Source organism: Ruegeria sp. CDSC052 (assembly GCF_059610685.1).
In genome coordinates this window covers 12812-33584 of record NZ_JBXWOB010000010.1, presented here as the reverse complement: position 1 = coordinate 33584, position 20773 = coordinate 12812, and the positions used below count along the sequence as shown (strand labels likewise).

Annotated in this window: 26 protein-coding genes and 1 pseudogene; 13 read left to right on the top strand and 14 right to left on the bottom strand. The window is 55.8% G+C overall.

Features of this window, described 5'->3' with window-relative positions; genetic code table 11:
• Positions 1–22: 22 nt before the first annotated feature.
• Positions 23–718 (bottom strand): NAD-dependent deacylase, encoded by a 696-nt coding sequence (locus AC2FIM_RS15190; protein ID WP_496703375.1) that lies wholly within the window; start codon positions 716–718, stop codon positions 23–25.
• A gap of 28 nt (positions 719–746) precedes the next feature.
• Here AC2FIM_RS15190 and AC2FIM_RS15185 point away from each other — a divergent pair, with 28 nt between their 5' ends.
• Positions 747–1190 carry a low molecular weight protein-tyrosine-phosphatase gene (locus AC2FIM_RS15185; protein WP_496708230.1) on the top strand — a complete coding sequence of 148 codons (444 nt, stop codon included), beginning with the start codon at positions 747–749 and terminating at the stop codon, positions 1188–1190.
• 67 nt (positions 1191–1257) lie between these two features.
• On the opposite strand, the gene AC2FIM_RS15180 is transcribed toward AC2FIM_RS15185, so the two are convergent.
• The 3 genes from AC2FIM_RS15180 to AC2FIM_RS15170 form a co-directional block, all read right to left on the bottom strand.
• Positions 1258–2184: a DMT family transporter gene (locus tag AC2FIM_RS15180; RefSeq protein WP_496708231.1), complete on the bottom strand. Its 927-nt coding sequence runs from the start codon at positions 2182–2184 to the stop codon at positions 1258–1260.
• A 159-nt stretch (positions 2185–2343) separates the two neighbouring features.
• Positions 2344–3285 (bottom strand): LysR family transcriptional regulator, encoded by a 942-nt coding sequence (locus AC2FIM_RS15175; RefSeq protein ID WP_142638210.1) that lies wholly within the window; start codon positions 3283–3285, stop codon positions 2344–2346.
• Between the two features lie 66 nt (positions 3286–3351).
• Positions 3352–3663, bottom strand: coding sequence for a hypothetical protein (locus AC2FIM_RS15170; RefSeq protein WP_142638101.1), 312 nt, complete (start codon positions 3661–3663; stop codon positions 3352–3354).
• A gap of 175 nt (positions 3664–3838) precedes the next feature.
• Between AC2FIM_RS15170 and AC2FIM_RS15165 the strand changes: the two are divergent.
• From AC2FIM_RS15165 to AC2FIM_RS15155, 3 genes and pseudogenes are all read left to right on the top strand, one after another.
• Positions 3839–4462, top strand: a pseudogene (locus AC2FIM_RS15165) (RNA ligase family protein).
• Positions 4463–4548: 86 nt separating this feature from the next.
• On the top strand, positions 4549–6348 hold the full coding sequence (gene lepA / locus AC2FIM_RS15160) for a translation elongation factor 4 (RefSeq protein ID WP_496678344.1): 1800 nt from the start codon (positions 4549–4551) through the stop codon (positions 6346–6348).
• 188 nt (positions 6349–6536) lie between these two features.
• Positions 6537–7118 carry a class I SAM-dependent methyltransferase gene (locus AC2FIM_RS15155; RefSeq protein ID WP_496732140.1) on the top strand — a complete coding sequence of 194 codons (582 nt, stop codon included), beginning with the start codon at positions 6537–6539 and terminating at the stop codon, positions 7116–7118.
• Positions 7119–7125: 7 nt separating this feature from the next.
• Here the strand turns inward: AC2FIM_RS15155 and AC2FIM_RS15150 are convergent, their stop codons facing one another.
• On the bottom strand, positions 7126–7425 hold the full coding sequence (locus AC2FIM_RS15150; protein WP_496732138.1) for a hypothetical protein: 300 nt from the start codon (positions 7423–7425) through the stop codon (positions 7126–7128).
• A gap of 345 nt (positions 7426–7770) precedes the next feature.
• Between AC2FIM_RS15150 and AC2FIM_RS15145 the strand changes: the two genes are divergently transcribed.
• Together AC2FIM_RS15145 and AC2FIM_RS15140 are read left to right on the top strand one after the other, a co-directional pair.
• Entirely contained in the window at positions 7771–7950 is a 180-nt protein-coding gene (locus AC2FIM_RS15145; RefSeq protein ID WP_142638109.1) for a CTP synthetase, read from the top strand.
• A 90-nt stretch (positions 7951–8040) separates the two neighbouring features.
• Positions 8041–8361: a hypothetical protein gene (locus AC2FIM_RS15140; RefSeq protein ID WP_142638110.1), complete on the top strand. Its 321-nt coding sequence runs from the start codon at positions 8041–8043 to the stop codon at positions 8359–8361.
• Between the two features lie 1294 nt (positions 8362–9655).
• On the opposite strand, the gene AC2FIM_RS15135 is transcribed toward AC2FIM_RS15140, so the two are convergent.
• The 4 genes from AC2FIM_RS15135 to AC2FIM_RS15120 form a co-directional block, all read right to left on the bottom strand.
• Positions 9656–9793, bottom strand: coding sequence for an entericidin A/B family lipoprotein (locus AC2FIM_RS15135; RefSeq protein WP_142638111.1), 138 nt, complete (start codon positions 9791–9793; stop codon positions 9656–9658).
• A 76-nt stretch (positions 9794–9869) separates the two neighbouring features.
• Complete coding sequence (locus AC2FIM_RS15130) at positions 9870–10664, bottom strand: metal ABC transporter permease (RefSeq protein WP_496678352.1); 795 nt, start codon at positions 10662–10664, stop codon at positions 9870–9872.
• A complete protein-coding gene (locus AC2FIM_RS15125) occupies positions 10664–11413 on the bottom strand; it encodes a metal ABC transporter ATP-binding protein (protein WP_496678354.1) in 750 nt (249 codons plus the stop codon). Before AC2FIM_RS15125 ends, AC2FIM_RS15130 begins: the two co-directional genes overlap by 1 nt.
• Complete coding sequence (locus AC2FIM_RS15120) at positions 11410–11889, bottom strand: Fur family transcriptional regulator (RefSeq protein WP_142638114.1); 480 nt, start codon at positions 11887–11889, stop codon at positions 11410–11412. Before AC2FIM_RS15120 ends, AC2FIM_RS15125 begins: the two co-directional genes overlap by 4 nt.
• Before the next feature lie 93 nt (positions 11890–11982).
• On the opposite strand from AC2FIM_RS15120, the gene AC2FIM_RS15115 reads away from it, so the two are divergent.
• Entirely contained in the window at positions 11983–12984 is a 1002-nt protein-coding gene (locus AC2FIM_RS15115) for a zinc ABC transporter substrate-binding protein (protein WP_496678356.1), read from the top strand.
• A 23-nt stretch (positions 12985–13007) separates the two neighbouring features.
• Here AC2FIM_RS15115 and AC2FIM_RS15110 read toward each other — a convergent pair whose 3' ends face one another.
• Positions 13008–13343 carry an ArsR/SmtB family transcription factor gene (locus tag AC2FIM_RS15110; protein ID WP_142638116.1) on the bottom strand — a complete coding sequence of 112 codons (336 nt, stop codon included), beginning with the start codon at positions 13341–13343 and terminating at the stop codon, positions 13008–13010.
• Positions 13344–13663: 320 nt separating this feature from the next.
• Here AC2FIM_RS15110 and AC2FIM_RS15105 point away from each other — a divergent pair, with 320 nt between their 5' ends.
• The 6 genes from AC2FIM_RS15105 to AC2FIM_RS15080 all read left to right on the top strand — a co-directional run bounded on the left by AC2FIM_RS15105 (position 13664) and on the right by AC2FIM_RS15080 (position 17429).
• Positions 13664–14296 carry an ATP-dependent Clp protease proteolytic subunit gene (locus AC2FIM_RS15105; RefSeq protein ID WP_142638117.1) on the top strand — a complete coding sequence of 211 codons (633 nt, stop codon included), beginning with the start codon at positions 13664–13666 and terminating at the stop codon, positions 14294–14296.
• 132 nt (positions 14297–14428) lie between these two features.
• A complete protein-coding gene (gene clpX, locus AC2FIM_RS15100; RefSeq protein ID WP_496678359.1) occupies positions 14429–15694 on the top strand; it encodes an ATP-dependent Clp protease ATP-binding subunit ClpX in 1266 nt (421 codons plus the stop codon).
• Positions 15695–15760: 66 nt separating this feature from the next.
• Entirely contained in the window at positions 15761–16135 is a 375-nt protein-coding gene (locus tag AC2FIM_RS15095; protein WP_142638120.1) for a Rid family hydrolase, read from the top strand.
• A gap of 79 nt (positions 16136–16214) precedes the next feature.
• Complete coding sequence (locus AC2FIM_RS15090; RefSeq protein WP_142638122.1) at positions 16215–16598, top strand: NADH:ubiquinone oxidoreductase subunit NDUFA12; 384 nt, start codon at positions 16215–16217, stop codon at positions 16596–16598.
• 13 nt (positions 16599–16611) lie between these two features.
• Complete coding sequence (gene mlaD, locus AC2FIM_RS15085) at positions 16612–17064, top strand: outer membrane lipid asymmetry maintenance protein MlaD (protein ID WP_142638125.1); 453 nt, start codon at positions 16612–16614, stop codon at positions 17062–17064.
• Positions 17061–17429 (top strand): DUF2155 domain-containing protein, encoded by a 369-nt coding sequence (locus AC2FIM_RS15080; protein ID WP_142638127.1) that lies wholly within the window; start codon positions 17061–17063, stop codon positions 17427–17429. Before mlaD ends, AC2FIM_RS15080 begins: the two co-directional genes overlap by 4 nt.
• On the opposite strand, the gene aat is transcribed toward AC2FIM_RS15080, so the two are convergent.
• The 4 genes from aat to AC2FIM_RS15060 all read right to left on the bottom strand — a co-directional run bounded on the left by aat (position 17384) and on the right by AC2FIM_RS15060 (position 20604).
• Positions 17384–18016 carry a leucyl/phenylalanyl-tRNA--protein transferase gene (aat, locus tag AC2FIM_RS15075; protein ID WP_496678363.1) on the bottom strand — a complete coding sequence of 211 codons (633 nt, stop codon included), beginning with the start codon at positions 18014–18016 and terminating at the stop codon, positions 17384–17386. The genes AC2FIM_RS15080 and aat overlap by 46 nt on opposite strands.
• A 48-nt stretch (positions 18017–18064) precedes the next feature.
• Positions 18065–19414, bottom strand: coding sequence for an acetyl-CoA carboxylase biotin carboxylase subunit (gene accC / locus AC2FIM_RS15070; protein WP_271950374.1), 1350 nt, complete (start codon positions 19412–19414; stop codon positions 18065–18067).
• A gap of 9 nt (positions 19415–19423) precedes the next feature.
• Positions 19424–19915 (bottom strand): acetyl-CoA carboxylase biotin carboxyl carrier protein, encoded by a 492-nt coding sequence (gene accB, locus AC2FIM_RS15065; protein WP_142638133.1) that lies wholly within the window; start codon positions 19913–19915, stop codon positions 19424–19426.
• Positions 19916–20067: 152 nt separating this feature from the next.
• Positions 20068–20604 carry a helix-turn-helix domain-containing protein gene (locus tag AC2FIM_RS15060; protein WP_142638135.1) on the bottom strand — a complete coding sequence of 179 codons (537 nt, stop codon included), beginning with the start codon at positions 20602–20604 and terminating at the stop codon, positions 20068–20070.
• Between the last annotated feature and the right edge of the window lie 169 nt (positions 20605–20773).

The following is a 20773-nucleotide window of genomic DNA, read 5'->3' as shown; positions in this document are numbered from 1 at the left end:
ATTTTGGTGCCGGTCTGGCGGGCTAAGATTCGCGCAGCAGCTTTTGAACCCAGCGTGGCACGGTTTCGGATGCAGGGCCAAGTATCACCTGATCGAAACTCGAGGCGCCGGATGACGGATCTAGGTTCAACTCGACGGTTCGTGCGCCTGACATTGTCGCCTCGTGCACAAATGCTGCGGCGGGGTAGACCTGACCCGAGGTGCCGATTGAAGCGAAGATTGCAGCATTGGCCAGGTGATCGTAGATCAGGTCCATAAAATAGGGCATCTCACCGAACCATACAACATCGGGTCGGGCGGTTGGGCCACCGCAGGCGGGGCAGGGTTCACCCACCGACATCTCGGGCGGGGCGACCCAGCGGTGATCGCAGGTGGTGCATAAGGCCCCAGCGAGGGTGCCGTGCATATGGATCACATTCTCGGATCCTGCGGCTTCGTGGAGGCCGTCGACATTCTGGGTCACGATGATAACCTCGCCGGGCCAGTTGCGTTGCAGATGGGTCAGCGCGGTATGGGCCGGATTGGGTTGCGCCTGTGCAGCCTGCACACGGCGCGCGTTGTAGAACTTTTGCACCACCGCCGGATTGCGGGCAAAGCCTTCGGGCGTGGCGACATCCTCGATCCTGTGCTGCGCCCACAGACCTCCTTCGTCGCGGAATGTGCCCAGCCCGCTTTCGGCGGAAATCCCGGCACCGGTCAGAATGACGATCTTTTCCATTTCCGCCTCACGCGTTACACCCGGTTGTATGACACACCGTATCCTTTTCGTCTGTTTGGGCAATATCTGCCGGTCTCCGGCCGCCGAAGGTGCCTTTCGCGCCCGTGCGCCGCATCATGCCACCGACAGCGCCGGAACCTCTGGCTGGCACATCGGAGACCCGCCTTATGGCCCAATGCAGCAGACTGCTCATGACCGTAGTATCGACATCAGCGATCTGCGCGCGCGCAAATTCGTGGCCGAAGATTTTGACCGCTTTGACCTGATCATCGGAATGGATGCAGAGAACCTTACCAATATTGAAAACTTGCGTCCCCGTGGCAACAAAACTCCGGTTCGCTTGCTGACTGATTTCGCTACTGAGACAGGCGCGGATCATGTGCCCGATCCGTATTACACCCGTGATTTCGAGGGCACGCTGGATTTGATCGAAAAGGCCGTCGCAGGTCTTGACGCACATCTGAGGGCTTAGTTGTAAATGCTCTGATGTCTTCGACATTCAGGTGTAAAATCAATCGACGCCTGCATCGGGGCCAAGCTCACCTGTTTGGTTCTTTCGCAATCACAGTGGATAAGGTGCGTGTCGTCCGGCTTCTGGTGATCGCAATCGCACCCAAAACCAAAGCGCAGGCTACGGCCTGTGGTGTTGTGATTGCTTCGCCAAAGGCAAGAAAGCCCACAGCAAACATTGTCGGCAATTCAATGCTGCCGACGACCGCAGTTTGAGAAGCGCCGATCAACGGCGAGCAGATCGTATAAATGAGCTGTGGCACAAGCGCTGTGACCAGGCCAATTCCGACGATCAAAATCCAGTCGGATTGCCCCTGCGGGAGCAACTTGGCAACATCGGCGTTCAACATCAGCGGCAACAGCCCGAGAACCGATCCCAAGGAAACCGAAGCAATGCGCGCAAGCGGTGCGATGCGGGACAACCTGTGAACCAAGACACATATGCCGAAGCCGAACCCGATTGGGGCTGCTAGCGACATCAGAAGCGTTGGTATGTGCTGTATAGGAACGGATGCGGGCGATCCTGCAATGAGTGCCGCCAACGTAATGAGGCCCGAGGCGAACAATGCGCGCCTTGTGGGAGTATCGGCGAACAAAGCCCAGGCAATGATCAGCGTGAAAACCGGATAGGTCATATAGAGAACGCCCACAGTCGATGCGGGTAATGTCTCCAGCGCCGTCACATATCCAATCCATCCAAGGCCCATTACAGCGCCTGCCGAAAGCCCCCAAGCAATCTCGCGCCAAGCGTTTCGGTGTATAATAAGAACAGGCAGCAGCAGAATTGCCGTAACGATGTAGCGATAGAACGCGACGGCATAAGGCGCGACGCCTTGCTCGGTCAGCCCTCGGCTAAAAAAGGGAACCAACCCGAAACAAATTGAGGCGAAAAGAACGCCCGCAACCGCAAGCGGATAGGGAATAGTTGGTCTCGTCTGTGTTGATATCGTTGCCATTCCAATTTGCTATCACAGGTTTGCGATTGCTGTAGCAGAGATTCGTCGAGCGGTTGCTTCGGTTCGCAAAGCTAACCCTAGTTCAGTTCTGTATGAAGATGGTGGCAGAAACACACGGCGCGTTGGTAATTATGCTTCCAATATCTGCGGTGCCCTACACTAACTCATCACCTTCAACTGCCCGCCCAGCCACGGCACCTGCGCGACTGCCGGATCAACAATCTGGGTCCGCATCAGCCGTCGGATCATGTCTGCAACCTCTTTGGGTACTTGGTCCGACCAGTCAGAGCGGGTGAACAGCGAAATTGTGCGGGCGAAGTCACCGAACGGGACCGGATGCGCCTCCATCCCGTCATGAAACCGGGTCGCACGCATATATCCCAGTGGTGTTGTGATCGCCCAGCCAAGCCCCTGTGCGACCATTGCCATCAGCGCCTGGTGCGAGCCGATTTCAAACCGTTCCTCGAACTCCATTTGCTGGCGCGCCAGATGCGCCTCGATCTGGCGGCTGATCAGCTGATCTCGGGCGTATCGCAGAAAGGGCAGGTCCTGTATTGAATTCCCCACACCCTTTGGGGTCACCAGAATGAAAGGGTCCTGAACCAGAGGGTATTCAATCACACCCTTCAGGACCTCTCCGGAATGCGCGGATACAGCCATATGCAGCCTCTGCGCCTCTAGCTCGGCGAACAGGTTTAGGCTGGGCAACGTGATCAGTTTGAATTTCGACCGGGTCAGGCTGTCGGCCAGCAAAGTCGCCAGCCGCGGGGTCAGATCGTTGTCGAAATCGTCTATCAAACCGATGGAGAGGGTGGTCAGATGCCCCAGATCCATCACGGTCAGTTCGCTTTGGGCCATTTGCAGTTCGGCCAGCACGACCTCGGCCCGCGCCAGAAAGCTGCGGCCGGCTTGCGTTAAACGCATTGGTCGTCGCCCGTGATCGACCAGATCAGTGCCCAATGCCTTTTCCAGATTGCGCAACTGCTGAGAAACCGACGGCTGGCTGAGCCCCGTGATCTCGGCGGCCTGTGCCACCGATCCTGTCCGCGCCAAAGCCTCGAACACCTCAAGGCCCCGCAGGGTCAGCCCTTTCATTACCATCTGATACACCTTTCGCTGCGCCATATCTGAGGTGCAGTGCGCATCAGGTCAAGCAGCGTGACCGGCTTAGTTGCAGATTGCCTGCGCCATCTGGCCAAAGTTCTTATACCGATCCCACAGCGCATCATCGCGCGAAGTCTGCGACATCTTCAACTCCTGCGCCTGATGGGGGTCGGTGAACCACTTGGCGACGGTCTTCTGATCACCACGCGTCAACGCCTGATCCGCGACGCGCTGAATGCAGCTGCACCGCGCCCGCGTCGCCGCCGACCGATCAGACGCCAGACACGCCCGTTTGATCTGCGCAGCCTCGCTGGGTGCCGGAGCCATCGCCGTCAGCGATGCCGCACAAAATGCGATTAGGAGGAACTGTTTCATGCTCTTGCCTCGTTTTTGCCTGCCCGGACGGGTCTGATGCCCCTCTTGGTCTGTGGCGGAGTATGAATCAAAGTGGATTTCGGATCAATCATGTGCTGCGAAAAAGTGATTGCGCACATAATTGATGTCGCGTTTTCTGGCCTGACTTCGCTTAGAACTATATCGTGAGACCAAAATGCTAAAGAAATACGGGCGTACATTCCACTTGCCGCAATCTCCCGGTGCTACAAGCGATGACAAGATCATGTCGAGTGTTGATGAGTTGGCATCAGCGGACGAAGTCGTCTTTACCGAAAAGATGGACGGCGAGAATACGACAATTCACAGCCAAGGCTGCCACCCTCGCAGCATCGACGCAAGATATCACCCGTCGCGAGACTGGGTGAAGGCTTTCGCAGCTGGTATCGCACCGCAACTTACTTAGGATGAGCGCATTGTTGGCGAATATCTATTCGCACGTCATTCCATCGCGTATTTGGAATTGCCGACTTATTTTTTGGGATTCGCGTGGATCAAAGCTGGCGTCGTTCAGCCATGGGATGCGACGCTGTCACGCTTTACAAAACTTGGAATCAGCCCTGTTTCCGAACTGTATCGGGGACGGCTCTCAGCTCAGGTCGTCGCTGATGTAATTGCAGCCCTAGATCTAGACACACAAGAGGGGTTTGTCGTTCGCACAACAGCAGCATTCGAGGAAGAAAACATGCCCACTCATCTCGCGAAGTACGTACGTGAAGGTCATGTGCAAAGTGAGACGCATTGGATGAATGCTGAACTGGTTAGAAATGGGCTGGTCTGATCGGATCGAAGCCTAGCAACTAAAGGGTTTCGTCGGGTCTCGTCCTACCTTGACCGCAGCCCATTTCCGACGCATATCCCCAACCCATGACAGACCTCGCTCACATCCGCAATTTCTCCATCGTCGCGCATATCGACCATGGCAAATCCACCCTTGCTGACCGGCTCATCCAAGAGACCGGGACAGTCAAGGATCGTGACATGAAGGAACAGCTGCTCGACAGCATGGATATCGAGCGCGAGCGCGGCATCACCATCAAGGCCAACACGGTCCGCATCGACTATACCGCTGACAATGGCGAGCATTACGTGCTGAACCTGATCGACACCCCCGGCCACGTGGACTTTGCCTATGAGGTTTCGCGGTCGATGCGTGCGGTCGAAGGCTCTCTGCTGGTTGTGGACTCGACCCAAGGGGTCGAGGCGCAGACGCTGGCCAATGTGTATCAAGCCATCGACGCCGATCATGACATCGTGCCGGTGCTGAACAAGATCGACCTGCCTGCGTCCGATTGTGACCGCGTGGCCGAACAGATCGAGGATGTGATCGGCATCGACGCGTCTGAGGCGATTCAGGTCAGCGCCAAGACCGGGCAGGGCATCCATGAGACGTTGGAGGCCATTGTCACCCATCTGCCGGCCCCCAAGGGTAATCTGGATGCACCGCTCAAGGCGATGCTGGTCGATAGCTGGTACGACGCCTATCTCGGCGTCATCGTTCTGGTCCGCATCATGGACGGCACCCTGAAAAAGGGCATGCGCGTCAAGTTCATGTCGAACAACACCCTGCACCATGTCGACCGCGTCGGCGTCTTCCGGCCTGAGATGGAGATGGTCGACAGCCTCGGTCCCGGCGAAATCGGCTTTCTCACCGCCTCGATCAAACAGGTCCGCGACACCCGCGTTGGTGACACGATCACCAATGACCGCAATGGCGCAGAAATCGCGCTGGACGGCTTTAAACCCGCGCAGCCGGTGGTGTTCTGTGGCCTCTTCCCCGTCGACAGTTCCGAATTCGAAGACCTGCGCGATGCGATTGACAAACTGGCGCTGAACGACGCCAGCTTCAGCTTTGAGATGGAAACCTCGGCCGCTTTGGGCTTTGGCTTCCGCTGCGGTTTCCTTGGCCTGTTGCACCTTGAGGTCATTCGCGACCGCATCGAACGCGAATATGATATCGAGCTGATCACCACCGCGCCCTCGGTGATCTATCACGTCTTCATGAAAGACGGCGAGATGATCGAACTGCACAACCCCGCCGACATGCCCGACCCGTCAAAGGTCGACCATATCGAGGAACCACGCATCAAGGCGACCATCCTTGTGCCGGATGAATTCCTGGGCGACGTGCTGAAACTGTGCCAGGACCGCCGTGGCATCCAGATGGACCTGACCTATGCGGGCAGCCGCGCCATGGTCGTCTATGACCTGCCACTGAATGAGGTCGTCTTTGACTTCTACGACCGCCTGAAATCGGTGACCAAGGGCTATGCCTCGTTTGACTATCAGATGACCGGCTATACCGAGGACGCGCTGGTCAAGATGTCGGTGCTGGTGAATGACGAGCCGGTCGATGCGCTGTCAACCATGGTGCATCGCGACCGGGCCGAGATGCGGGGCCGGGCGATGTGCGAAAAGCTCAAGGACCTGATCCCGCGCCACATGTTCAAAATCCCGATCCAGGCCGCCATCGGAGGCAAGGTCATCGCCCGCGAGACCCTCTCGGCGCTGCGCAAGGACGTGACCGCGAAGTGCTACGGAGGCGACGCCACGCGGAAACGCAAACTGCTGGACAAGCAGAAGGCGGGTAAGAAGAAGATGCGCCAGTTCGGGAAGGTGGATATCCCGCAGGAGGCGTTCATTTCCGCACTTAAAATGGACAGCTGAGGCTGACAATTTTAAGTGACGGTGGGCGAAAGCGGTTGGCGTAGCCAACTGCGTGCCCACACGGCGGAATGGGAGAGGATAGCTCCATAAAGCCCAGCATGGCTTAACTCACAGAAAACAAACGCGATTCACAGGTCGATTGCTAGGCTTCGTTGATCTGATACAGTGAGAAAAAAGCGAGCAAATCAATGAAAGACCAATTCGTGTTGGCTCCTCAGCCAACCCTTAAACGTATCGCCGATTTAGACGGACCTGATTTTTACCCGACACCGAGTTGGGCGACACAGGTATTGATTGATTGCGAGCAGTTCTCTGGAAAGATCTGGGAACCAGCTTGCGGTGACGGGGCTATGTCTGAAGTGTTTGTCGAAAACGGATTCGAGGTAATTTCGTCCGACTTGTACGACAGGGACTACGGAGAGGCTGGGATCGATTTCACGTGTGAAAATCGCTTGGAAGACAATATCGTTACAAATCCGCCTTTTCATAGTGCAGAAGACTTTGTGCACGCAGGCCTTTCTCAATGCCGACGTAAATTCGCGCTTCTTCTGCGTCTTGCTTTCTTAGAGAGTGCAGGGCGTCAAAAAACGATCTTTTCTGTACATCCGCCAAGTACAGTTTGGGTGTTCAGCGAACGAATTACATTTTACCCGAAAGGCGCGGTAAGAAAGGGCAGCGGTACTACCGCATATGCTTGGTTTGTGTGGGACAAACAATATTGTGGCCCCACACAATTGAATTGGTTGCCCGTTGGATACAAGCAAAGGTAGCACTGGTTTACTTGTTAACTGCAGAGCGGCCTTTGTCAGTGATTGTCCAGCTTTCAAAATCAGAGCTGTAGTTTGCAAGACCATTCGCTTGTAAGCCAGTTCCGTTGTCTCGGTGGCTGACCGTGTTCCGCACCTTCTGCGAGAAAAATGTATCTGATCGATTATCAATAATGTCCGCATCGTGGCCAGTCGGCTTCAGTCGTGCTTCTAGTAAGTCAATCAAATCTGTAATGGACAGGGTTCCGGTTTTTGAAGACGCGAGTTCAAATAGTACTTCGCGTCGTATTTGGGCTTCTGTGTACTCCATGCAGTCTCCTTAAAATTGCGCGCGTAAATGCAATTTGGGTATCAGCTTGTAACGTTCAAGATATTGAATAAGAATTATTTTGAGACTTCGTTGAGCAAACGAATTCAATACTTTCTTGCGAACTCAAACCACCCGCCCGGTGGCACCGCCGGGCCGCGCCGACCCGCCCCCATGGGGCGGCGCGTTTGCGCCACCCCTCGGGTCGGCGCTGCCCTCCGTTCTGCTAATCGACCGTTGCAAGCGCGTTTGCGTCCCAAGACACTGCTCACTCTGACCCAGATCAAAGACCGCGTGCGCGCTCAATCCTAGGATCCGCGAAAGTTGAATCCCTGAAATGAGGCCCCCATGCTTCCCCTGATGCTGATCGTACATATCTTCCTTGGCTCTACCTTTGCCGGGTCCGCTGTGATTGCGGTTTTGTCGATGGGGTATACGACGCTATACCCTATCCTGATCGCTGCCGGAGCTGGCTTTATTGCGGCGTTTCCGGTTTCGTATCTGGTGACCCGAAAGATCGCGGGATAAGGCCTGTTCGACCCATTGTGACCAACCTCACAGCCGCATCCCGGCTGGCCTGCTAGAGTTTACCCAGCGGAACCCTAGCAGGAGGCGCAGATGTCCACATCCATGATCCCCTTCATTGCCCTCGGGTCAGCGGGTCTCTATTCCGTTGCCATGGTCGCGATGAAGTTCTGGTGGAAAATCCCTGGCCTGGGGCTTGGCCTGCTGATCGTCGCGACCCTGCTGGCCGGGGCGACGCTCGAACTCGCCGCGCTGCGCGACGAACGGTTGGGCATAATCTATACTGGAATTCTGGGGGCCGAGGTTGTTCTGATCGCCATCGCCTCATTCTTTCTGTTTGGCGAAAACTTCTCGCATCGCGAAGTGTTTGGCATTTCCCTGGTCGTGATCGGCACCGCGCTGGCCTGGGCCTAAGCGCGACAAACTGGTTAGGCTTTTTTAAAGCCTTCATGAAGCTTCCTTCAGGTAAGTTGCAACCGGCCCTCAGCCACCCAATCTGTGTAAAAGGCCAACGAAAGGCCCAGTGCAGGAGGTGAGCCAGTGACAGCAAATTCAACTATCGAAGCGGTAAATGCCCCTTCATTTAGGTTGGCTGCGTGGGCTGGCGCAAGATCCTTGGGCTGTATGTAATTTTGAATTTGCGTAGCCTGCGCGATCGAACGAGTTCCGGGCTCGTCTCTGGTCTCCAGGTGAACTGAAGCGTCTCTGGTCCGGTTGGAATTTAGGGGGTACTGGCTGCGAATTGCCGCAGCGCTTAGTAGGTAACCCAACCGGGTCGGAGCGCTTCTCAAATTCAGAACAGGCTTTCAGCGCAAAATGCGGGCAGGTGGCCTTGATTGGTCAGAAAATGCCTCGGTCCTCGGAGGCCGTGGCCAAAGAGCGACCCGTTCAAGGCGGGTTTGATTCGAAATATCAGGGATCGGATCGGCGCAATCGCTCACCAAAACCCCCAGAAGGGTCGTGCAGCCCGTTTGCGCCTGCAGAAAGAGTCCAAAATCCCGGGCCAAGCACGCAATTTCACTTGTCCAATCGCAACTCTGCGCAAGAACGTAAAATCTAGAGTTATCCACATCACTCTCCAGCGAGATATCAACAGTTTATCCCCGACTATTTTTTATGCTGCAGTGCTATTTTCTTGCCCGATTATGACCGCGATGTAACAGTCAGGTTACCGCAGAGGTTCTTAGGATCCTGGGTGGGACGCAAAGGCCAAGGGGGTCGCTGCGGTAAAGGGAAATCTTAGGATTTTTTTCTACTGCAAAGACTTACCGGTGCGTGATCCGCTGATTTGGGCGTCAAGTTTGAAACAGGTGATCAAGCTCTCAGAAGGTTAATGCGTGCTGTGCGGGGCCCTCGGGCTCTGTTCAGCGGCTGTGGCCCCTTAGGGGGACAAAGCAACTGGATCGGGACGTCCCTCGGGCGTGTCGAACCGGTAAGGCGTCAGGGGTGTCCTTTGGGCACGTGCAAAGACCGCGTCTGCGCACCTGACGCCTTTTCCTTTTTCCGGGCCCCGGATTCATACAGGCAGCGATTTAATTCCCCCTAAAAGGGGAACGGGGTTCTTGCGTTTAAGCAAGAACCCCGTGATCGTGTCAGAAATGCAATGCCGCGTCTATGCACCTGTGTCCGCAAGGATAGCGGGTGTGGGTGCAGAGGGCAACCATATCTTGTATGTCGCCCGATCTTGATCGCTACATTCCGAAAAGAATCAGATGTTTTCCTGAACCTCGGTGGCTGCGCCCTGAATTGCGTCACCTGCTTTTTCAATATCTTTACCGGCGCCTTTAGCGGTTTCACATGCGGCGAGTGTGCAAAGGGCCAGTCCAATAAGTGCGGCTCGGATCATAGGTCTCTCCTTTTGTATAAATCCCGATTTTCGTATCAGTTTTGCTAATGGTGAACCAGAGTTTTGAACCGGCAATCTATTCTTTACGAAAAAGCGGCCCGATGGCGGCGGTTACCAGAAAGATCACAGCTGCGGCGCAGACGATGCTGGGCCCGGCCGGAGTGTCGGCAAGATACGCACCGCACAGCCCGACAAGGGCGGCAGCTGATCCGATGATGGCGGCCCCGAACGCCATATTTTCGGGGGTTCTCACTAAAGACCGCGCGCCGGCTGCCGGGATGACGAGCAGGGCGGCAATCAACAGAACCCCTACCACTTTGATTGCCACGGCAACGGCCAGCGCCATGGTCAGCGTCAACCACACCTCCTCGCGCTTTGGGTCAATGCCGGATGCATAGGCCATGTCCGGGTTCAGCGTGGCGACAAGTAGGGCTGACCAGCGCCAGATCATGACTGCCAGGATCAACGCGCCTCCACCCCAAATGGTTGCCAAATCGCCTTTGGTGACAGCCAGGATATCACCAAACAGAAAGGCATTTAGATCCAGCCGGACGTCGGACAGAAAGGCGACGGTGACCAGCCCGGCGGCCAGGGCTGTATGCGCTATTACGCCTAGTAATGTATCCATCGCCAACCCCTTGCCACGCAAAAGCGTGACGGTAAGCCCCATGGCAAGCGCTGACGCCACAATCGACGGCAGCATCGGAAGCGAAAACGCCAGAGACAGTGCCACACCCAGAACAGCCGCGTGCGCTGTGGCCTCGCCCAGATAGGCCATCCGGCGCCATACCACAAAGCACCCCAAAGGGGCCGCCGCGAGTGCAACGCCAATACCCGCCAGCGCCGCACGAACCATAAAATCGTCTAACATCAGTTGGTTGTTTCCTGGTCGTGGTGGTGGTCATGGTCGTGCGAATGGCTGTGTTGATGTTGGTAAAGGGCCATCATGCCCTTGGTTCCGCTGCCAAATAAGGCCCGGTATTCAGGTGCGTCCGCGACGGTATGAGGCGACCCCTCGCAGCATATATGTCCGTTCAGACATAGCACACGGTCTGAGGCCGCCATGACAACGTGCAGATCGTGACTGACCATCACGATCGCGCAACCAAGGTCGCGTCTGACCTGCTCAATGCGTTGATAGAAGGCAGCTGCACCCGGTTGATCCAGGCCTTGCGTCGCTTCATCCAAAAGCAAGACCTGAGGATCGTCAAGGAGTGCGCGCGCCAGCAGAACTCGTTGAAATTGACCGCCCGAAAGCTGGGTCATTTGCCGGTTGCGCAGATCCGGGACGCCCGCTCGTTCTAGGGCATCCAGCGCTTTGCGGGCCGAGATCCGTTTGGGTAAGCCCAGGAAACGTTGCACGGTCATCGGTAAAGCGGCGTCCAAAGCCAGTTTTTGCGGGACATAACCGATGCGCAGGCCGGGTGCGCGGCTTACCTGGCCTTCTGATGGGGCAATGGCCCCAATGATCGCCCGTAAAAGAGTCGACTTACCAGATCCGTTGGGCCCCACAATGGTCACGATCTCTGCTTCGGAAACTGCCGCATTCACATGTTCAAGGATCGTGCGGCCGTCGATCCGAATGGACATGTTTTTCAATGAAATAAGGGGGGTATTCATGCCGCCGACCCTACACATTCGGGACATAGGCCTTCGGCCTCGACCACTACACGTTCGATTTGAAACCCCGAGGTGTTCGCCGCAGCGCCCAATCGGCCCTGTGTCAGCTCGGTTTCCGTTTCAGCCACCGCTTTGCAGGACCTGCAGATCAGAAACGCGGGGACATGGTCATGGGTCGGGTGGGCGCAGGCTGTATAGGCATTCAGTTGCTCGATACGATGCACGAACCCGTTTTGCACAAGGAAATCCAGTGCACGATACGCGACCGGAGGTTGCGACCCGAGCCCTTCTGCAGCTAGCACAGCCAGAATGTCATATGCGCCCATTGCCCGGTGCTTTTCCAACAGGATCTCAAGAACACGGCGTCGGACAGTGGTGAATTGCAGGCGCTTTGTTCTGCACTTGTTTTCGGCCTGAGACAGCGCAGTGTGAACGCAGTGGGCGTGATCGTGTTGTCTGAATCCAACAGTGCTCATGGCGGGACTCCAATGATTTTCAACTTGATATGTAATAACGTCCGGATTAACAAGCGTACAACGAATGTAATAACATATCATTTCGGAGGGAATATGTTCCGACCCACACTGTATTTGTTCTCAATCGCGTTTGCAGGCCAAGCTATTGCTGAAGCGCCAAGCGTGGCCGTCGATATTGCGCCTGTTCATTCGCTGGTCGCCCGTGTGATGGATGGCGTGGGTGAGCCCAGTCTGATCATTCCGCCCGGGGCGTCACCTCATGATCACGCTATGCGGCCTTCTGAGGCGCGGTCTTTACAGTCCGCCGAGATCGTATTCTGGACTGGAGAAGAGCTGACCCCTTGGCTGGCTAAACCCTTGGGTGCGCTGTCGCCGGATGCACTGCACGTCTCTTTGTTGGATGCCGATGGAACAATTCTCTATGAATTCCGGGATGCGACCGATCATGATGACCATGATGACCGTGCGGATCATGATGGCCGCGACGATCACGCGGATTACGACGATCATGCGGGTCATGACGATCACGACGACCATGCGGGCCATGCAGACGACCATGGCCATGATCACGAAGGGGTTGACCCCCACGCCTGGCTGGATCCCGAAAATGCACGTATCTGGGTTCAGGTAATTGCCGCAACGCTCTCAGAGGCGGACCCTGAAAACGCCGATGTTTATCAGCAGAACGCTGCAACCGCAGATCGGGAGCTGGTTGAACTGAAAGAAAAAATTATGACAGATCTGACAGATATGCAGACGCTGTCATTCATAACGTTTCATGATGCCTATCAGTATTTCGAAAAGCGATTTGGGCTGGAGTCATCCGGCGCAGTCAGTCTTGGCGATGCGTCCTCTCCCGGGCCGGCGCGATTGGCGGCTTTGCGTGAAAAGGTTGAGCATGAAGGAATTGTTTGTGCCTTTTCCGAGCCGCAATTTGACAAAAGGCTGGTGCGGACAGCGATCGAAGGAACCGGGGCCACGATCTTTGAATTGGATCCCGTAGGCGTGAGTTTTGACACGGGAATTTCGCACTATGACAGTTTGCTAATGGCCATGTCCGCCGGCTATCAAGACTGTTCCAAAAGTAAGTCGTAAGTAGCCGGGACAGCGGATTGCTCTTATTCTTCGTTGCAAAAGAGTTCGTAGACAACCTCTAACATCCGGCGTGGCCGTTCATCGGCAAGTCTATAAAAGATCGCCTTGCCTTCGCGGCGAGGCGTCACCAACCCTTCAAGTCGCAACCGCGACAGTTGTTGCGAAACAGCGGCTTGCCGCGCCGAAAGCAGCTCTTCCAGTTCTGTTACTGACTTTTCTCCCGATACCAGGTGGCACAGGATCATGAGACGCCCTTCGTGGCTGATGGCCTTGAGAAAATTTGCAGCATGCGTTGCGTTCTCAACCATTTTGTCGAAATTTTCCGGAGATGTTTCCTGTGAAAGTTGTGGAAGGGCCATCCTCTGTTTCCTTACCAGCCCACACTTTGGGCGCCTGTTTGTGTTGCTGCCTGGAGAAGGTCGCAAGTCAGCTAGTTATGAACATTTACTCTCATATGCATGAATCAAAATGAGGTGAGGGAAAAAGGGGAACTTGTGAGAGTTCGACGCAGATTTCGACTTTGAAGAGCGTATCGCTTTAGTCACCGCTGAATATCTATTTGCATTTGCAGGGCATGAAGTTTCCTGCACCCCTTGCAGCCCCACTGTGGCGATACTAAGACTCAGGTAACAGATTTTCGGGTAGTGTCCCGATCCATAGCAAAGCAGGCAGGTTTCTTATGTTCGATCCCGTTGACACATACATGAACACGCTTGTCCCAATGGTCGTTGAGCAGACCAGCAGGGGTGAGCGCGCATATGATATCTTCTCGCGCCTTCTGAAAGAGCGGATCATCTTTATCAACGGCCCGATCCACGACGGGATGAGCCATCTTGTGGTTGCTCAGCTGCTGCACCTTGAGGCGGAGAACCCGAACAAGGAAATCTCGATCTACATCAACTCGCCGGGTGGCGTGGTCACCAGCGGTTTGTCGATTTACGACACAATGCAGTATATCAAACCGAAATGTTCCACATTGGTGATCGGTCAAGCGGCCTCGATGGGGTCGGTTCTGCTGGCCGGTGGTGAGAAGGGCATGCGCTTTTCCCTGCCGAACAGCCGCATCATGGTGCACCAGCCCAGTGGCGGATATCAGGGGCAGGCAAGCGATATCATGATCCACGCAGCTGAGACGCAAAAGCTGAAGGATCGCCTGTATGATATCTATGTACGCCATACTGGACAGACCAAAAAGGCTGTTGAAAAGGCGCTGGACCGTGACAACTTCATGAGCCCGGAAGAGGCTAAGGAATGGGGTCACATCGACGAGATCGTTGAAAACCGCGCCAAGATGAGCGGCGAAGAGGGCTAAGCCCAGACCCCTCGTGTCGCCGATACGGGGGGTATTTTGAGATTGTAGCCGCCACAGTGCTGGCCTAAGCTGCACGAACAGGCGCAAGCGCGGCCCCGCAAGGGGCATAGGATGGAGCCCGAAAGGTAGATCATGGCGACGAATTCAGGCGGTGACGGCAAAAACACGCTCTACTGCAGCTTCTGTGGCAAAAGCCAGCATGAGGTGCGTAAGCTGATTGCAGGTCCGACCGTGTTCATCTGTGATGAATGCGTCGAGCTGTGTATGGACATCATCCGCGAAGAGACGAAAGCCAACGGGCTGAAATCTTCTGACGGAGTGCCGACGCCGAAAGACATCTGCGAAGTTCTGGACGATTATGTGATCGGTCAGGCTACGGCCAAGCGGGTTCTGTCAGTGGCGGTTCACAACCACTATAAACGATTGAATCACTCTCAGAAGGCCGGCAGCGATATCGAGCTGGCCAAATCCAACATCCTGTTGATCGGCCCGACAGGCTGCGGCAAGACGTTGTTGGCGCAAACTCTGGCGCGCATTCTGGATGTGCCCTTTACCATGGCCGATGCGACCACGCTGACCGAAGCCGGTTATGTGGGCGAGGATGTCGAAAATATCATCCTCAAGTTGTTGCAGGCCAGCGAATACAATGTCGAACGCGCGCAGCGCGGCATCGTTTACATCGATGAGGTCGACAAGATCACGCGCAAATCCGAGAATCCCTCGATTACGCGCGACGTGTCGGGCGAGGGCGTGCAGCAGGCGCTGCTGAAGCTGATGGAAGGCACAGTCGCCAGTGTTCCGCCGCAAGGTGGACGCAAGCATCCGCAGCAGGAATTCCTGCAAGTGGACACGACGAATATCCTGTTCATCTGCGGTGGTGCCTTTGCGGGTCTGGATAGAATTATCGCACAGCGCGGCAAAGGCTCGGCCATGGGCTTTGGTGCCGATGTGCGGGACAATGATGACCGCGGCGTGGGTGAGATTTTCAAAGAGCTGGAGCCTGAAGACCTGCTGAAATTCGGTCTGATCCCGGAATTTGTCGGACGTCTGCCAGTTCTGGCCACGCTTGAAGATCTCGACGAGGATGCGCTGGTCACCATTCTGACCAAACCCAAGAACGCGCTGGTCAAACAGTATCAGCGTCTGTTCGAACTGGAAGATGCCGAGCTGGGCTTTACCGACGATGCGCTCAAGGCTATCGCCAAACGCGCCATTGAACGGAAGACCGGTGCACGCGGGCTGCGCTCGATCCTTGAAGACATCCTTCTGGACACGATGTTCGAATTGCCTGGCATGAAGAACGTGACCGAAGTTGTCGTCAATGAAGAGGCTGTATCCTCGGACAAGCAGCCGCTGATCATCTATGCGGATGCGGCGGAATCAGCTTCGGCCGGGTAATCACTGAATTTGAATTACAACAGATGGCGCGGTGATCCCGCGCCATTTTGTGTTTGGGAGGGCAGGATGACGATAAGGCGAATTTCCTCGGGCGGCCAATATGAGGCCAAAGTCGGCTATTGCCGGGCAGTGGTTGCAAACGGTTTTGTCTTTGTTGCCGGGACCTGCGCACAAGGCGAAATCATTCCCAAAGATATCGTCGGACAGTGCAAATCCGCGCTGCAGGCGATTGAAAAGGCCTTGGATGAGGCTGGATCAAATTTGGCGCATGTGGTTCGGGTAAACTACTACCTTCCGGACATGTCAGAATTTGAACTGTGCTGGCCCTTGCTGGTTGAGGCATTTGGTGAAAACCCGCCGGCGGCGACAGTGACCGAATGCAACCTGATCACGCCAGAGGACCGCATCGAGATTGAAGTGACCGCAGTTTTGCCGGATTGATGCGCAACGTTACCCTAGCACTGGACCTTGGCGGACCTTTGGTCCATATCTGCAGAGACAAAAATGCCGGAGGCAGCCGATGGGAATCCTGAACAGTCTTTTGCGCGCCGTGACCTGGTGGAACGGGGCCACCCTGAACACCCAGATTTACACCGCGCGCAAAGGCGTGAAAGTCGGTGAAGATAATGAAGGTAATATATTTTATCGTACCGCGGATGACAGCAGGCGTTGGGTGATCTTCAACGGCGAGGCCGAGGCCAGCAGGGTTGATCCCGATTGGCACGGTTGGTTGCACCGCACCTGGGACGAACCTCCAACCGACAAACCTCTGGCACATAAATCCTGGGAAAAACCGCATCAGGAAAACCTGACAGGAACCGCGCTTGCTTATGCACCGGCGGGGTCTTTGCGCCGCCCGGATCCGGTCGAGCGTTCGGATTATGAGGCCTGGAACCCGGAATAAGACGAGGCGAGCAATGTCATCTTACAAAGTTTCAGAAGTTTTGGTCGGAGGCGCCGTCCTGGCCGGGGCAATAGCGTTTGGCGTCTATGCGAGCCAGTCGACAGGCCTGTCCCAGGGCGGTTCTGGTTATGAGCTTAACGCCTCTTTCCGCTCGCTCGAAGGCGTCGGCGTCGGAACGGACGTGCGGCTTGCCGGGGTCAAAATCGGCACCGTGACAGGGGTGACCCTGAACCCGGAAACCTACCGGGCGGACACGACTTTTGCGATTTCTGATGGAATTCTGGTCCCCGATGACAGTGCTATCGTGATCTCATCCGAAGGGTTGCTGGGTGGTAACTTTGTAGAAGTCATGCCAGGCGGATCGCTCTTTAACTTTGAGCCGGGCGATCAGGTCGAGGATACACAGGGCGCAGTCAGCCTGATTTCGCTTTTGGTTAAGTTCGTCGCCGGAGATGGCGGCGAATGAAGCGATATGCTCTGATCGCGGCAATACTGGCAGCCTCTGGGGTAGCGGCACAGCAAAAGGTTCAATCCGGACCGGGTGCAATGCTCAGAGGGCTGGATAAGGTCAATGGCCAGACCGTTGATGTCGAACTGCAAAACGGCCAATCCAAGACAGTCTTTGGGCTGGATGTCGCACTGGGTGATTGCCGCTATCCTGCAGATAACCCAACAGGGGACGCGTTTGCCTACCTGACCATTTGGGAACAAGGCGGAACGGATCAGCTCTTTGATGGGTGGATGATTGCCACCTCGCCAGCCCTGAATGCGCTTGATCATTCGCGCTATGACGTCTGGGTGATCCGCTGTATCACGCCATCCGGCGATTGAACGAGATCAGCAGAGAAATCTGCTGCAATAGTCACTGCCTCTTCCAGCGCGTTCCGATACTGTGCCCGTGGCACCTCAATCGCACCGAGCGAGGCGAGATGCGCGGTTAAAAACTGTGTATCGAACAGTTTGAACCCGCAGGACCGCAACCGGTCGACCAAATAAGCCAGTGCAATTTTTGAGGCATCCTTGCGTCGGGAAAACATGCTTTCGCCAAAGAAGGCAGCGCCAAGAGTAACGCCATAAACGCCCCCAACCAAATTCGGGCCGTCCCAGATTTCCAGTGAATGGGCGTGACCGGATTGGTTCAGCTTTTGGTAAAGGGTGCGAAGTTCCTGATTGATCCAGGTATCCGTGCGATCAGCGCAGCCATCAACAACGCCGGGAAAATCCCTGTTGATTGACACCGTGTACCCACAGTTCCGAATCCTGCGGGCCAAGCTGCGTGAGATGTGAAATCCGTCCAGAGGGAAGATGCCGCGAAACTTAGGATCAACCCAGAACAGGTCCGGATCATCGCGATGTTCAGCCATCGGGAAGATACCGATGGAATATCCATGGAGCAGTAATTCCGGGGAAAGGCTCATGCCAGGCGCCTCAGGGTCGGAAAGCGATAACCTTCCGACCCAGCAGAGTTAGTCGGCCATATTCTCCGCAAGCCAGTGCTCCAGCCAGTGGATGTTATAATCACCGCTTTGGACGTCACTTTCTTGCAGAAGTGCGTGGAACAAGGGAACCGTCGTGTCGATTCCGTCCACGATCAACTCACCCAATGCGCGTTCGAGACGGGCCAGTGCTTCGGGCCGGTCGCGGCCCTGCACGATCAGTTTGGCGATCAGTGAGTCGTAGTAGGGCGGGATCGTGTACCCGTCATACAACGCTGAATCCATCCGCACACCCAAACCGCCCGGCGCATGATAGGCCGAGATTTTTCCGGGGCAGGGCGAGAAGTTTGGCAATTTCTCGGCGTTGATCCGAACCTCGATGGCGTGACCATTGATTTTCAGATCATCCTGACCGAATGACATTGGCTGACCAGCGGCAACGCGGATTTGTTCGCGCACCAGATCTACGCCAAAGATGCCCTCAGTGACCGGGTGTTCGACCTGTAGGCGGGTGTTCATCTCGATGAAATAGAAGTCGCCATTTTCGTACAGAAATTCGATCGTACCTGCACCGATATAGTTGATCTTGGCAACCGCATCGGCACAGACCTTACCGATCCTTGCGCGTTCTTCGGGGGTGATGCAGGGGCCGGGTGCCTCTTCGAATACCTTTTGGTGGCGGCGCTGCAGGGAACAGTCGCGCTCGCCCAGATGAACCGCTTGGCCCTTGCCATCGCCAAAGACCTGAATCTCGATGTGGCGCGGCGTGGTCAGGTATTTCTCAATATAGACCTCGTCATTACCAAAGGCGGCTTTGCCTTCGGCGCGCGCGGTCATAAAGGCGCTTTCCATCTCATCCGCACTCATCGCGACTTTCATGCCGCGTCCGCCGCCACCGGCGGTGGCCTTGATGATTACAGGATAGCCGAATTCTTCACCGATCCGCTTGGCTGCGGCCAGATCCGGCACGCCACCATCTGAACCAGGCACACAGGGAACGCCCAAGGCCTTCATCGTGTCCTTGGCGGTGATCTTGTCACCCATCACGCGGATATGCTCAGCGGTGGGTCCAATGAAGGTGATGTCGTGATCTTCGACGATCTGCACAAACTCGGCATTTTCAGACAAAAAGCCGTAGCCTGGGTGGATCGCCTGAGCGCCAGTGATCTCGCAGGCTGAGATGATCGCAGGCACTGACAGATAGCTTTGTGGGCTGGGCGGGGGGCCGATGCAGACCGATTCGTCCGCCATGCGTACATGCATCGCGTCACTGTCTGCGGTTGAATGGACGGCGACTGTCTTAATCCCCATCTCGCGTGCGGCGCGGATGACGCGCAGGGCGATCTCGCCTCGGTTGGCAATCAGGATCTTGTCGAACATGGGGCCGCCTTACTCAACAATGACCAGAGGAGTGCCGAATTCCACAGCATCGCCATCACCCACCAAAATACGCTTGATAGTGCCGGATTTAGGCGCGTGGATGTGGTTCATGGTTTTCATCGCTTCGACGATCAGCAGCGTGTCGCCTTCGGAAACACTGGCACCGACGGAGATGAAGGACGGCGCACCCGGCTCGGGCTGCATGTACACGGTGCCGACCATGGGCGAAGTCACAGCGCCCGGATGGCTGGCTGGATCGTCACTTGCTGTGGGTGCTTCAGCTGCTGCAGGTGCGGCTGCCGGGGCTGCGGCTGGCGCGGCCGCCGGGACCGCAACCTGGACCGGAGCGGCGACGGGTGACATGCGGCTAACGCGTACGTTCAGGCTGTCATCTTCGCCATAATCGCGCTTTACCTGCAACTCGGTCAGGTCGTTTTCCCGCAGCAGTTCGGCCAGTGCCTTGATAAACGCCACATCCGCTTCGTGTTTGGTATCTGTCATGAGTGTCCTCGACGGTTCCCCTTTGGCCCGTCTGTTTCGCGCGGGCTTTGGTCTGATTACGCAGCGTTATAAGCTAAGCGTACGGCCATGAAAAGCACAGTCTCGGCCTGTCAGATGGGGGTTTTGCTGAAGATTACCAGTGGTAAACAGCGCTACAGCGGCATTCCGGAGAGTTTCGCAACCAGTTCAGGCAGTTTACGTGCCCCGAATTTTTCAAGCAGCCGCGCACGGTAGGCTTCGATTGTACGATAGCTCAGGTTCAGTTCCGCACCGATTTCCTTGGCCGACAAGCCCTTGCAGGACAGAATGGCAACCTCGCGCTCACGGCTGGTTAGCTCGACCAAAGGGCGTTCCTCGGAAATATCCGAAAAACTCCAGATGCCATGGCGGAAAGGATCTTCAGGTGTTAGCGAACGTCCGCGCGCGCGGCACCAGAATAAGTCGCTATCACGGCGACGCATGACCCTTTCATCCGTGTAATATCCGGTGTCGCGCATGATTTGCAGGCTCCGTGCGCCGATACGTTCCCAATCTGCGACAGAAGGGTAGAGGTGTAGCAGGGGCATGTTGCGGTAATCGGCCTCTTCACCGCCGAAAGTGCGTGCGAACTGCAGATTGCACCGGCGGATCACGCGGTTCTCCAACTCGACCAATCCGATCGGCGCATATTCAAAGGCTGGGTCGCTCATATGTCCATGGTGCAGGTGTTTTTCCGAAAATAGAAGGGGAAGGCCTGTGATTTTCGAAATATGCAAATGGGTTACACCGTGGTCCGGGTGTTTGGAACTGCGGGATGCGTTTGTGAAGAAAGTAAATTGCTCAAGAAAATTAATTGCTAAAGACTTATATTTAAATAAT